Genomic DNA, 12,305 nt, shown 5'->3' on the forward strand with positions numbered 1-12,305 from the left:
GCGATCAGAGGCCGCGCAGCACCGCCGCGACGCCGCCCTCGGTGACGGATGCGGTGACCTCGCCCGCCGCATCCCGCACCTCCTGGGGGCCCTGGCCCATGGCGATCGCCCGGCCGCCGTGCTCGCGCGCCCAGGCGAACATCCCGAGGTCGTTGCGCCCGTCGCCCATCACGAGCACGTGCGCGGGGTCGATATCGAGCCACTGCTGGACGAGCTGCAGCGCGCTGCCCTTGTCGACGCCCTTCGGGGCGATGTCGAGCCAGGCCGTCCATCCCACCGCGTACGAGACCTGGTTGAGCCCCACCCGTTCGACGAGCTCGACGAAGTCCTGCTCCGCGTGTTCCGGCGACACCACGACCACGCGGGTCACCGGCTGACGCGCGAGTTCCTCGAAGGCCACCTTGTCGGCGAGGTCGAGGTTCCAGTCGCCCATGAACGCGGTGTACTCCCGGCGCCCGTCGGGCAGCTCCACGAGGTAGTGCGCATCGGGCAGGTGCTCCCGAAGGAGCGTCAGCACCTCGCTCGCGTCGAACGTCTCGACGTGCACGCGCTCGTAGCGGTGCGCCCCCGGTTCCGGCCCGTCGACGCGCTTCATGATCACGGCGCCGTTCGAGCAGACCGCGTAGTCGGGGGCGATCTCCAGCACGTCGTGGATCCGGTGGGTGGCCTCCCAGCTGCGCCCGGTCGCGAGCATCACGCGATGCCCGGCACGTTCGGCATCCGCCACTGCCTCCACGATCCCGGGACTGGGCGACTCGTCCTCGAGCACGACCGTCCCGTCGATGTCGAGCGCGATGAGCATCCGCCCGCCCGCGCGGCGGGGGTCCTCGGCGAGGTCCTCGACGAGTTCGGCGGCCTCCTCGGGGGCCTCGACCTCGATCTCGCCCTCGGCCGGCAGCCTGGATTCGGTCACGCGATGGCGTCCATCACGTCGAGTCCGCCGAGGTAGGGACGCAGCACCTCCGGCACCGTGACGGAGCCGTCCTCGCGCTGATGCGTCTCCAGGAGAGCCACGATCCAGCGGGTCGTCGCGAGGGTCCCGTTCAGGGTCGCGACCGGCGCGGTCTTGCCGCCCTCCGGACGGTGCCGGATGTCGAGCCGGCGCGCCTGGTAGGTGGTGCAGTTGCTCGTGCTGGTGAGTTCGCGGTAGGCGCCCTGCGTGGGCACCCATGCCTCGATGTCGTACTTCCGCGCGGCGGAGGAACCGAGGTCGCCGGCGGCGACGTCGATGACCCGGTAGGACAGACCGAGGTCCTGCAGCATCCCCTCCTGCATCGCCACGAGGCGCAGGTGCTCCGCCTCGGCGTCCGCGGGGTCGGTGTAGACGAACATCTCCAGCTTGTTGAACTGGTGCACGCGGATGATCCCGCGGGTGTCCTTGCCGTACGAGCCGGCCTCGCTGCGGTAGCACGTCGACCACCCGGCGTAGCGCTTCGCGCCGCGGCTGAGGTCGAGGATCTCACCCATGTGGTAACCGGCGAGCGGCACCTCGCTCGTGCCCACGAGGTACAGGTCCTGGTCCTCCAGGTGGTAGACCTCGGCGGAGTGCTTGCCGAGGAACCCGGTGCCCTGCATGACCTCGGGCCGCACCAGCGTCGGCGGGATCATCGGGGTGAAGCCGGCCTGGAGGGCGCGGTCGAGCGCGAGGGTCATCAGCGCCAGCTCGAGGCGGGCGCCGATGCCGGTGAGGAAGTAGAACCGGCTGCCCGAGACCTTCGTGCCGCGCTCCATGTCGATGGCGCCGAGCTTCTCGCCGAGCTCGAGGTGGTCGCGTGGCGCGAAGTCGAAGGCGGGGATGTCCCCGTGGGTGCGCAGCGTGACGAAGTCGTCCTCGCCGCCCGCGGGAACGCCCTCGATGACGATGTTCTCGATGGCGGCGAGCGCCTCGGTCGCCGCTTCCTCCGCGGCGGTCACGGCCAGCTGAGCGGCCTTGACGCGGTCACTGAGGTCCTTCGCCTGCGCGACGAGCGCGGCCTTCTCCTCTTTGGGAGCCTGAGCCACCCTCTTGCCGTGCGCGTTCTGCTCGGCGCGCAGCTCCTCGAAGGCGGTGATGGCGGCCCGGCGCGCGCGGTCGGCGGCGAGCGCCGCATCCACCGTGTCCGGGGATTCGCCTCGGGCTTCCTGCGAGGCTTTGACGAGCTCGGGGGCGTCGCGAAGAAGAGCGAGATCGATCACGCGCCAAGTCTAGACGCGACCGGGCGGACTCGACCGGCCGGACGTCCCGAGGCGGCCCTGCGCCCCCCGGCGACGCGTGCGGGCGGGGTCCACGCGACGGCTATCGTGTGAGCATGACTGCGGACGGGGCCCGCCAGCGCCGCGCTGCGCTCATCTACAACCCGATCAAGGTCGACGCCGAACGGCTCCGAGCGCACGTGATCCGCGCGTCCCGGCGCGCCGGGTGGGCGGAGCCGCTGTTCCTGGCCACGACCGTCGAGGAGGTCGGCCAGGGTCTGGTGCGCGAGGCGCTCGACGCCGGGGCGGATGCGGTGCTGGTCGCGGGTGGCGACGGCACCGTGCGGGCCGTGTCGGAGGCGCTCGCGCACACCGGGGTCCCGCTCACGATCGTGCCGAGCGGAACCGGCAATCTGCTCGCCCGGAACCTGCGGCTCCCCCTCGACGACGCGGAACGCGCGGTCCAGACGGCATTCGTGGGAGACCGGGTGCAGATCGACATCGGATTCGCACGTCTGCAACGCACCGACGGCACCCAGGACACCCACGCCTTCGTCGTGATGGGCGGCCTCGGTCTGGACGCGGCCATGATCGCGAACACGCGCCCGCAACTGAAGAAGAGCGTCGGCTGGGTCGCGTACGTCGACGGCGCCGCGCGCTCCCTCGCCACGGCGAAGCCCTTCCGCGTCGTCTATCAGGTGGCCGGGCACCGCCTCCTCTCCGCCCGGGTGCAGAGCGTGCTCTACGCGAACTGCGGGTCCCTGCCGGCCGGACTCGCGCTGATCCCCGAGGCATCCGTGACGGACGGGACGATGGATGTCGTCGTGTTCCAGCCGAAGGGATGGTGGGGCTGGCTGTTCGTCTGGCGACGCGTCGCCTGGGACAACAGCTTCCTGCGCAGGTTCCGGGCGGGGCGCCGGGTGCTGGCCCTGCGGACCAGGGACACCGCCGTCCGCTACGCGCGCGGGACGGCGCTCGACATCGCCTCGGCCGGCCCCCAGCCGGTGCAGCTCGACGGCGACGAGTTCGGCGAGGCGGTGCACATCATCGCCCGGATCGAACCGGGCGCGCTGACGATCACGGTGCCCACCGGACACGACATCAGCGATCTCTGATCGAACGGCGCGGGATGCCTGTCAACCCGGCCCGGCGCCGCGCGCCGACCGTCAGGATGGCAGGGTGAGCCGCCCGTCCATCGTCTGGGTCCGCGACGATCTCCGGATCGCGGACAACCCTGCCCTCAGCGCCGCGGTCGCCCGCGACGAGCCCGTGATCGCGCTCTACGTGCTCGACGAGCAGTCCCCGGGCATCCGCCCGCTCGGCGGCGCGGCCCGCTGGTGGCTGCACCGGTCGTTGCAGTCCCTGGCCGCCCGGCTGAGCGAACACGGCGGCGTCCTGGTCCTGCGCCGGGGACGCGCGGCGGATGTCGTCCCCGCCCTGGTCGCGGAGACCGGCGCGGGCGCCGTCTTCTGGAACCGCCGCTACGGGGAGCCGGAACGCACGATCGACGCGGCGCTGAAGACCGGACTCCGCGCCGCCGGCCTGGACGTGGAGTCGTTCGCGGCGAACCTGCTGTTCGAGCCGTGGACGGTGCAGACCGGACAGGGGACGCCCTTCCAGGTCTTCACCCCGTTCTGGCGGGCGTGCCTGCAGGCGCCGGCGCCCCGCCGCCCACTCCCGGAACCGGCCGCCATCCGGGGACCCGGGCGGGCACCGGCATCCGAGGACCTCGCCTCCTGGGGGCTGCTCCCCACCGGCCCGGACTGGTCCGGCGGGCTCGCGGAGACATGGGAGCCGGGCGAGCCCGCCGCCCGCGCCCGCCTCAGCGACTTCCTGCGCGACGACCTCGCCGGGTACGCCCGGGCGCGCGACGAGCCGGCCGCAGGGGTCACGTCCGGTCTCTCCCCTCGCCTGCGCTGGGGCGAGGTCAGCCCGTTCACGGTGTGGCACGAAACGCTGCAGGGGGACGCGGAACCGGGACGCTTCCTCAGCGAGCTGGGATGGCGGGAGTTCGCCTGGCACACGCTCTTCCACTTCCCCGCGCTCGCCAGGCAGAACCTCCGTCCCGCTTTCGACGCCTTCCCGTGGCCCCCGCTCGATCCCGGACGCCTTCGCGCCTGGCAGCGCGGACGCACCGGCATCCCGCTCGTCGATGCCGGTATGCGCGAGCTCTGGCGCACCGGCACGATGCACAACCGGGTGCGGATGGTGACCGCGTCGTTCCTCGTGAAGAACCTGCTGATCGACTGGCGCCGGGGCGAGGAGTGGTTCTGGGACACCCTCGTCGACGCCGATGCCGCCAGCAATCCGTTCAACTGGCAGTGGGTCGCGGGCTCCGGGGCGGATGCGGCGCCGTACTTCCGGGTGTTCAACCCGGAGCTGCAGGCTCAGAAGTTCGATCCCGACGGCCACTATGTCGGGCAGTGGGCACCGGAGTACCGGGGGCAGCACGCGGACACTGCCGGGCCGATCGTGGATCTGCGCGCCTCCCGTGCTGCGGCGCTCGACGCCTACGAATACGTCAAGCGAGCCGGACGCTGACACCCGGCACCCCGCGCTCCCCGGATCGCGCGGAATACCGGCGCACCGCCCTGCCGTTGCACCGGACATGACGCCCTCTCTCTCCGTGCTCGATCTCGTCCCCGTCCGCACCGGACAGTCGAGCGCCGAGGCGATGGCCGCGTCCCTGGCACTGGCCGCGCGCGCCGACGATCTGGGGTTCACGCGGTACTGGTTCGCCGAGCACCACAACATGCCCGCCGTCGCCTCGACCACGCCGCCGGTGCTGATCGCCGCCGCCGCGATGCGGACGACGCGGATCCGCGTGGGATCCGGCGGGGTGATGCTCCCCAATCACTCACCGCTCATCGTGGCGGAGCAGTTCGCCGCACTGGAGGCACTCGCCCCCGGCCGGATCGACCTCGGGATCGGGCGCGCGCCCGGCAGCGACCCCGTCATCACACAGCTGCTGCGCCGCAGCGGCACGACGAGCGACGTCGATCAGTTCCCCGACCACATCCGTGACATCCGCGCCCTCGTCGGCGGCGACGGGGCGACGCTGACCTTCACCTCCGGCGGCACGTACGACCTCCGCGCCACCCCCGCGGCGACAGGCGATCCCGAGGTGTGGCTGCTCGGTTCCAGCGACTACTCGGCGCAGCTCGCCGCCGCATCCGGCCTCCCGTACGTGTTCGCGAACCATTTCTCCGGCCAGGGCCTCGAGCACGCGCTCGCGCTCTACCGCGGGCAGTACCGGCCGAGCGAAGCGCATCCGGAGCCGCGGACGTTCGTCACCGCGAACGCCGTCGTCGCCCCGACCGCCGAGGAGGCGTGGGACCGCGCGCTGCCGCAGGTGCGGATGATGGCGCGGCTGCGTTCCGGCCGTCCGCTCGTGGCGCTCGAGACGGTGGAGCAGGCGCGCGAGGCGGAGTCCGTCGACAGCCTGGGCGCCCCGTTCGCGGACTGGGCCCGCTCGTCCTGGTTCATCGGGACGCCGGCGGATGCGGCATCCTCCCTCCGCGACTTCGCGGCGACGCACCAGGTCGACGAGGTGATGATCTCCCCGGTCGCGGGTTCCTACGCCGACGAGCCGATGGACTCCGCGAACGGGCGGGCGCAGACGCTCGAACTCCTCGCCACGGCCCTGGACTGAGCGGGTCGCGTCCGCGCCGTCACGCCGCAACCGAGGACGGGCGGGTCAGGCGGTGGGCTCGCCGCTGATCAGACCGCGCAGCCAGTCGCGCGCCTCGACGAACACATCGTCCGAGTACCGGTCGGGGTAACGGTTGATCACGCGGTCCGCCCGCGGGTAGGAACCGAGGAAGATCATCTTCGGGCTGAACCGGCGGAGCCCCAGCAGGGCGTCCGCCATCCGCTCGTCGAGCACGTGCCCGTCCGCGTCGATGACGAACCGGTACCGGCCGAGCGCATCGCCCACCGGCCGGGACGCGAGCAGGCTCAGGTTGATTCCCCGCGTGGCGAACTGCTCGAGCATCTCCATGAGCGCGCCGGGGTACTCCTCGGGGAGCTCGACGATCAGGGAGGTCTTGTCGGCGCCGGTCGGGTTCGGCGGCGCGACCGTGCGGCTGACCAGCACGAATCGGGTGACGGCGTCCTTGTTGTCGCCGATGTCCTCGGCGAGCAGCTCGAGCTCGTGGTGCTCCAGGATGCCGGGAGGGGCGATCGCCGCATCCGCGTTGCTCGTCCCGTCCAGCATGTCGAGCGCACTGGCCACGTTGCTCGCCGCGGGCAGGTGCGCGTGCGCGGGCAGTTCCCGGCCCAGCCACTGCAGGCACTGCGCGTAGGCGACGGGGTGCGCCGCGATGAGCGACACGTCCGAGAGGGTGGTTCCGGGGCGCCCGACGAGCACGAACCGCACCGGCACGAGGTACTCCCCGACGATCCGCAGGCCCGGCATCGTGGCGAGTGCGTCCTGGGCGGTGGAGACGCCGCCGTCGACCGAGTTCTCGATCGCGATCATCGCAGCATCCGAACGTCCCTCGACGACGTCGGCGAGGGCCTCGGCGACATTGCGGACCGGGTTCCAGACCTGACCGCGCGCCTCGGGCACCTGGGCGAGCGCGGCCTCCGTGAAGGTTCCGGCCGGGCCGAGGTAGCTGTATGTCCGACGTGCGGGTGTCGTTGCCTCGGGCTCGCTGCTCACGGAGATCAAGCCTAGCCGCGCGCTTCCGGCACGGGGACCTTCGTCCTCCCCGGTCGCCGTTCCCGAGCCGCGCCCACGAACATCCATCCCGCGTAGCCGCAGAGCGCCGCGACGGCGACCGCATTCGCGTCGCCGCGGGTGACGAAGCGCTTCTCCCCCGCGGTGAACACCCGTCGACTCGCCAGGATCGGCGCATTCTGGTCGGCCGGACCCGCCGATCCTGGCGAGTCGACGGGGTGGAGCGGGGCGGTGGTCGCGAAACGCGCCGATCAGCCCCCGAAGTCGGTGGATGTCCCGTCGGCTGTCACCGACGCGGCCGTGCGCCGGCCGGCCGGACCCGCCGCGCTGGTAGAGCTCCACCTTGGTCCCGGCGGGACGGCCGAGCTGGTGGTAGACCGCACGGATGCGGCGCAGGTGATCGTTGACGGTGTTCTCGCTGCCGAAGAGCGCGGCGGCGACCTCGCGCGCGCCCATCCCCGAGGCGTAGTGACCCAGCACCTCGCGCGGCGCGGACTCGCGCACGATGCCGAGCACCCCGGTCCGCGAGGCCTCCCGCACGAGGTAGGGGTTCTCCGCCGAGGTCAGCACGAGCACCTCGGCGCCCACGCCTGCAGGGCGCGGACGCTCTCCGCCGGGGTCGTCCCGTCCCGCAGACTCAGATCGAGGATGACCACATCGGCGTCGCAGCGCGGACCGATCAGCTTCGCGACGCTGGGCGCGTGCCGCGTGAACTCCAGCTCCGGCTCCGCCGCCATGAGACCGCCGACCGCCCTCGCGACCAGTTGGTGGTCGTCGACGACCGCGACGCGTGTCCTGTTCTCGATCGATGCCCCCGGATCCGACAATAGGGCCGGGTGGCGATGTCCTCGAAGTCCCGCACGCAACCTTCCCCGGACCCGCGCACGCGACGCGGACGGGTGGCAGACTGAGGCCATGAGCCGCGCTGGACTTCCCGCCGAAGAATCCGACCTCATCGACGTCGACGAGCTGATCGCCGCGTACTACGACCGGAAGCCGGATCCCGCCGTGCCCGCCCAACGGGTGGCGTTCGGCACCAGCGGTCACCGCGGGTCGAGCCTGTCCACGAGCTTCAACGAGGTCCACATCCTCGCCACCACGCAGGCGATCGTCGACTACCGCACGGCGCAGGGCATCGCCGGGCCGCTGTTCCTCGGGCGGGACACGCACGGGTTGTCGCTGCCCGCCGAGCGCAGCGCGATCGAGGTGCTCGTGGCGAACGGCGTGGACGTCCGCGTGGACGCCCGCGACTCCTGGGTGCCCACCCCCGCCCTGAGCCACGCCATCCTCACCTTCAACCGCGACCTCGCCGCGGACGCACCGGGCCGCAGCGACGGGATCGTGGTGACCCCGAGCCACAACCCGCCCCGCGACGGCGGGTTCAAGTACAACCCCCCGCACGGCGGCCCCGCCGACACCGACGCGACCTCGTGGATCGCTGACCGCGCGAACGAGCTGATCGCCGGAGGGCTCGAGGGCGTGCGCCGCACCCGGTTCGCCGACATCGACGCGGACGCGCTCGGCCAGTACGACTTCCGTGAGGCGTACGTGCGCGACCTCGATTCCATCATCGACATGGCGGCCATCAAGCGGTCCGGCATCCGGATCGGCGCCGACCCGCTGGGCGGGGCGTCGGTGGACTACTGGGCCCTCATCGCGGAGCACTACGGCCTCGACCTCACCGTCGTGAACCCGGACGTCGACCCGACGTGGAGGTTCATGACGCTCGACTGGGACGAGAAGATCCGGATGGATCCGTCCTCCCCGAACGCCATGGCCTCGCTCGTGGCGCGCCGGGACGAGTACGACATCCTCACCGGGAACGATGCGGACTCGGACCGCCACGGCATCGTCACGCCGGACGCCGGACTCATGAACCCGAACCACTACCTGGCGGTCGCGATCGACTACCTGTTCTCGCACCGCGAGGGATGGTCGGCGGATGCGGCGGTCGGCAAGACCCTCGTGTCGTCGATGATCATCGACCGCGTCGTCGAGGCGCTCGGCCGCCGGCTGTACGAGGTGCCGGTCGGCTTCAAGTGGTTCGTGCCGGGGCTGCTGGACGGCTCGGTCGCTTTCGGCGGCGAGGAGTCCGCGGGGGCGTCGTTCCTGCGCTTCGACGGTTCCGTCTGGACGACCGACAAGGACGGCATCCTGCTCTGCCTGCTCGCGGCGGAGATGCAGGCGGTCACCGGGATGAGCCCGTCGCAGCGCTATGCCGAGCTCGAGGCGACCTACGGCGCGTCGGTCTATCAGCGGGTGGACGCCCCGGCGACCCCCGCGCAGAAGGCCGCGCTGGCGCAGCTGTCCCCGGACGCGGTCACCGCGACCGAGCTCGCCGGAGAGGAGATCACCGCGAAGCTCTCGCACGCACCCGGCAACGGGGCTGCGATCGGCGGACTGAAGGTGGTCACGGCGGACGCCTGGTTCGCCGCCCGCCCCTCCGGGACCGAGGACGTCTACAAGCTGTACGCCGAGTCGCTGCGCGGCGAGAACCACCTGCGCCTGGTGCAGGACGAGGCCCGCGCCGTCGTGACGGAGGCTCTCGCCGGGGCGTAGCCCGGGCGCCGGCTGGGCGCCGGGCCGCTGGGCGCCTGCCGGGCGTCGGGGGGCTGGGCGCCTGCCGGGCGTCGGGGCGCCCCGCCCGGCCGCGGCGGGTCCCGCATCCGCCCCCGGACACGCACAACGGCACAAGTCCTCGCCGACACCCCGACCCAGGATGCCGCAGCCCGGGGTGTCGCGGACGGACTCCGCCGTTGTGCGGCCGGCCGCCGCGGGCTCGCCCATTGCTGAGGTCGTCGGCGTTCCACCTCCCGACCGACATCCCCTTGCCCTCCCCCCGCACAACGGCGGAGATCTGGAGCGACACCCCGGGTCCGGTGCGCCGCGCCCGGGGTGTCGGCATCGACATGTGCCGCTGTGCGCCCGGTCGCGCCCGGTCGGGTCGGGGAGGCGGAGTCGCGGGGCACGCCCGGCCGGGCAGAATGGGAGGGCGTGACCGGCATCCGCCCGCCACGCGAACAGCCGAGGAGCTCGGCACACGGAGGAGACACATGTCCTGGCTTGTCACCGGAGGCGCCGGCTACATCGGCGCGCACGTCGTTCGCGCGCTCGCGGATGCGGGGCTGCCGCCCGTCGTGATCGACGACCTCTCCAGCGGCCACGAGGGCTTCGTCCCCGAGGGCGTCCCGTTCGTCCGCGGCAGCATCCTGGACCGCGCCCTCGTCGAGCAGACGCTCCGAGAGCACGCCGTGACCGGCGTCATCCACGTCGCGGGATACAAGTACGCCGGCGTCTCCGTGCAGCGCCCGCTGCACACCTATGAGCAGAACGTGGAGGGCACCCGCGTGGTGCTCGCGGCGATGGCGGATGCAGGGGTGGACAAGCTCGTCTTCTCCTCCAGTGCGGCCGTCTACGGCACCCCGGACGTGCCGCTCGTGACCGAGGACCTGCCCAAGCGTCCCGCCTCCCCCTACGGCGAGTCGAAGCTGATCGGCGAGTGGCTGATCCGCGACCAGGCCGTCGCCACCGCCGACTCGGCGCTGCCGCTGCGCCACACGTCGCTCCGGTACTTCAACGTCGTCGGGTCGGGCGACCCGTCGGTCTACGACACGAGCCCGCACAACCTGTTCCCGATCGTGTTCGAGAAACTGCTGGCCGGGGAGACCCCGCGCATCAACGGCGACGACTACGACACCCCCGACGGCACGAACGTGCGGGACTACGTGCACGTGGCGGACATCGCCGCAGCCCACGCCGTCGCCGCGCGTCGGCTGGCCGCCGGAGAGCCGGTCGAGCCCGCGTACAACCTCGGGTCGCAGAACGGTCTGTCGGTGCGGGAGATCATGGACGCCATGGCGCGGGTGACCGGCATCGGCTTCACGCCCGAGATCGGTCCGCGCCGCGCAGGCGATCCGGACCGGATCGTCGCGACGGGCGAGCTCGCGGCGCGGGATCTGGAGTGGGCCAACCGTCACACGGTGGACGAGATGGTGCGCTCTGGCTGGGAAGCCCGCCGCCGGGCCTGACCCCCGCCGCCGGGCCGGGGGTGTGCCCGCGCGCACCGGCGCGTCCGGTGGTCCGGGCGGTCGGCGCGTAGCCGCATCCAGCGGTCGGCGCACAACGGCACACGGCGACCGGGGGCACAACGGCACAGTTCGTCACCGACACCCCGCCACCGCCGGCCCAGGCACGGCGCGCCGCGCTCGATCTCCGCCGTTGTGCACCCGGATGCTGCGCACCCTGACGGCTCCGACCCGGCGCGGCCCACCTGGGTCCGGCACCGGGCGCACAGCCGCACACGCCGACCGGGGGCACAACGGCACAGTTCGTCACCGACACCCCGCCACCGCCGGCCCAGGCACGGCGCGCCGCGCTCGATCTCCGCCGTTGTGCACGGCGGAGTGGGACGGCCAGTGCACCCGCCCGGCGCCCCGCAGGGTCAGGCGCTGGCGCGGACCACCAGGGTGGCGGGGACCGTCACCCGTGCGGGCGGCTCGCCGCGCTCGATCATCGCCACGAGCGCCGCCACCGCCTGCGCGCCGAGCGCGTCGAAGTCCTGCCGCATGGTCGTGAGCGGCGGGCGGTAGTCGGCCGCATCCACGACGTCGTCGAACCCCACCACCGCGGTGTCCTCCGGCACGCGCCGACCGGCCTCGGCCAGCGCCCGCAGCAGCCCGAGCGACATCTGGTCGTTCGCGACGAAGACGGCGGATGCGGCCGCGAGCGCCCCGCCGGCGGCGTATCCGGAGTGCGAGGTCCAGTCCCCGCGAACCGGCTCCGGGACCAAAGCCCCGGCTCCCACGAGCGCCTCGCGCCATCCCCGTTCCCGCTCCGCCGCGGCGAAGGACGAGGCTGGTCCGGCGAGGTGGTGGACCGTGTCGTGCCCCTGTTCGAGCAGGTACGCCACCGCATCCCGCGCGCCCCCGGCATGGTCGGTCTGCACGATGGCGAAGCGGTCGTCCGGCGGTGAATCCACCACGACGATGCCCAGTCCCGCGGGTGGTTCGGTGTCGCGGGCGAGCATGGTCGCCTCGTTCAGCACGATCGCCCCGTCGACGCCCTGGTCGTGCAGGTGCGCGAACCCCTCCGCCACCGCCCTCGTGCCGGTGACGGTGACGATCGCGAGCGCGTAGTCCCGCGCACCGGCGGCCTCGGCGATGGCCTGCAGCATGCGCGAGTTGCCCACCGAGGCGAGCGTGGACACGACGAGGCCGATCGTGCGCGTCCGGCCCGTGCGGAGCGCCCGTGCTGCCCGGTGCATGCGATAGCCGAGCGCTTCCATGGCCTCTTCGACCCGCTCGCGGGTGGCGGGATCCACGCGCGGACTGCCGTTGACCACGCGGGAGACGGTCTGCGCCGAAACACCCGCCCGGGCGGCGACATCCGCCATCGACACGCGCGCCATGACTCTCCCGTTCACTCCCTGTGTTGACGATAGCATGCACGGAAT

The 12,305-nt window shown here is 72.6% G+C and carries 10 protein-coding genes; 5 read left to right on the forward strand and 5 right to left on the reverse strand.

All coding sequences use genetic code 11. The annotated features are described in order from the left end of the window. Positions 1 to 4 precede the first annotated feature (4 nt). A complete protein-coding gene (locus tag F6J84_RS13040) occupies positions 5 to 913 on the reverse strand; it encodes an HAD family hydrolase (RefSeq protein ID WP_238702503.1) in 909 nt (302 codons plus the stop codon). Beyond that, the gene (serS, locus tag F6J84_RS13045; protein WP_150974251.1) at positions 910 to 2,175 is read right to left on the reverse strand and encodes a serine--tRNA ligase; all 1,266 of its coding nucleotides are present in this window, start codon (positions 2,173 to 2,175) and stop codon (positions 910 to 912) included. The genes F6J84_RS13040 and serS overlap by 4 nt, the downstream gene beginning before the upstream one ends. Before the next feature lie 113 nt (positions 2,176 to 2,288). Between serS and F6J84_RS13050 the strand changes: the two genes are divergently transcribed. From F6J84_RS13050 to F6J84_RS13060, 3 genes are all read left to right on the forward strand, one after another. Next, the gene (locus F6J84_RS13050) at positions 2,289 to 3,287 is read left to right on the forward strand and encodes a diacylglycerol/lipid kinase family protein (protein ID WP_150974252.1); all 999 of its coding nucleotides are present in this window, start codon (positions 2,289 to 2,291) and stop codon (positions 3,285 to 3,287) included. Between the two features lie 64 nt (positions 3,288 to 3,351). Then, positions 3,352 to 4,713 (forward strand): cryptochrome/photolyase family protein, encoded by a 1,362-nt coding sequence (locus F6J84_RS13055; protein WP_150974253.1) that lies wholly within the window; start codon positions 3,352 to 3,354, stop codon positions 4,711 to 4,713. Between the two features lie 67 nt (positions 4,714 to 4,780). Beyond that, positions 4,781 to 5,824, forward strand: a complete 1,044-nt coding sequence (locus F6J84_RS13060) for an LLM class flavin-dependent oxidoreductase (protein WP_150974254.1) — start codon at positions 4,781 to 4,783, stop codon at positions 5,822 to 5,824. A gap of 45 nt (positions 5,825 to 5,869) precedes the next feature. Here the strand turns inward: F6J84_RS13060 and pheA are convergent, their stop codons facing one another. Continuing rightward, a complete protein-coding gene (gene pheA / locus F6J84_RS13065) occupies positions 5,870 to 6,835 on the reverse strand; it encodes a prephenate dehydratase (protein ID WP_150974823.1) in 966 nt (321 codons plus the stop codon). A 581-nt stretch (positions 6,836 to 7,416) separates the two neighbouring features. Further along, positions 7,417 to 7,680 (reverse strand): response regulator transcription factor, encoded by a 264-nt coding sequence (locus F6J84_RS15575; protein ID WP_191905680.1) that lies wholly within the window; start codon positions 7,678 to 7,680, stop codon positions 7,417 to 7,419. 88 nt (positions 7,681 to 7,768) lie between these two features. On the opposite strand from F6J84_RS15575, the gene pgm reads away from it, so the two are divergent. Together pgm and galE are read left to right on the forward strand one after the other, a co-directional pair. Then, complete coding sequence (gene pgm / locus F6J84_RS13075) at positions 7,769 to 9,412, forward strand: phosphoglucomutase (alpha-D-glucose-1,6-bisphosphate-dependent) (RefSeq protein ID WP_150974255.1); 1,644 nt, start codon at positions 7,769 to 7,771, stop codon at positions 9,410 to 9,412. Between the two features lie 494 nt (positions 9,413 to 9,906). After that, entirely contained in the window at positions 9,907 to 10,881 is a 975-nt protein-coding gene (gene galE / locus F6J84_RS13080) for a UDP-glucose 4-epimerase GalE (RefSeq protein ID WP_150974256.1), read from the forward strand. A 413-nt stretch (positions 10,882 to 11,294) separates the two neighbouring features. Here galE and F6J84_RS13085 read toward each other — a convergent pair whose 3' ends face one another. After that, positions 11,295 to 12,260 (reverse strand): LacI family DNA-binding transcriptional regulator, encoded by a 966-nt coding sequence (locus F6J84_RS13085; protein WP_150974257.1) that lies wholly within the window; start codon positions 12,258 to 12,260, stop codon positions 11,295 to 11,297. Positions 12,261 to 12,305: the final 45 nt, after the last annotated feature.

The sequence above is a fragment of the Microbacterium caowuchunii genome, assembly GCF_008727755.1.
In the GTDB taxonomy this organism is placed as follows: Bacteria; Actinomycetota; Actinomycetes; order Actinomycetales; family Microbacteriaceae; genus Microbacterium; species Microbacterium caowuchunii.

Excerpts from the sequence above, each read along its gene's own strand:
- F6J84_RS13050 (WP_150974252.1), top strand. The coding sequence starts at position 2,289 with ATGACTGCGGACGGGGCCCGCCAGCGCCGCGCTGCGCTCATCTACAAC.
- F6J84_RS13060 (WP_150974254.1), top strand. The coding sequence starts at position 4,781 with ATGACGCCCTCTCTCTCCGTGCTCGATCTCGTCCCCGTCCGCACCGGA.
- pgm (WP_150974255.1), top strand. The coding sequence starts at position 7,769 with ATGAGCCGCGCTGGACTTCCCGCCGAAGAATCCGACCTCATCGACGTC.
- galE (WP_150974256.1), top strand. The coding sequence starts at position 9,907 with ATGTCCTGGCTTGTCACCGGAGGCGCCGGCTACATCGGCGCGCACGTC.
- F6J84_RS13085 (WP_150974257.1), bottom strand. The coding sequence starts at position 12,260 with ATGGCGCGCGTGTCGATGGCGGATGTCGCCGCCCGGGCGGGTGTTTCG.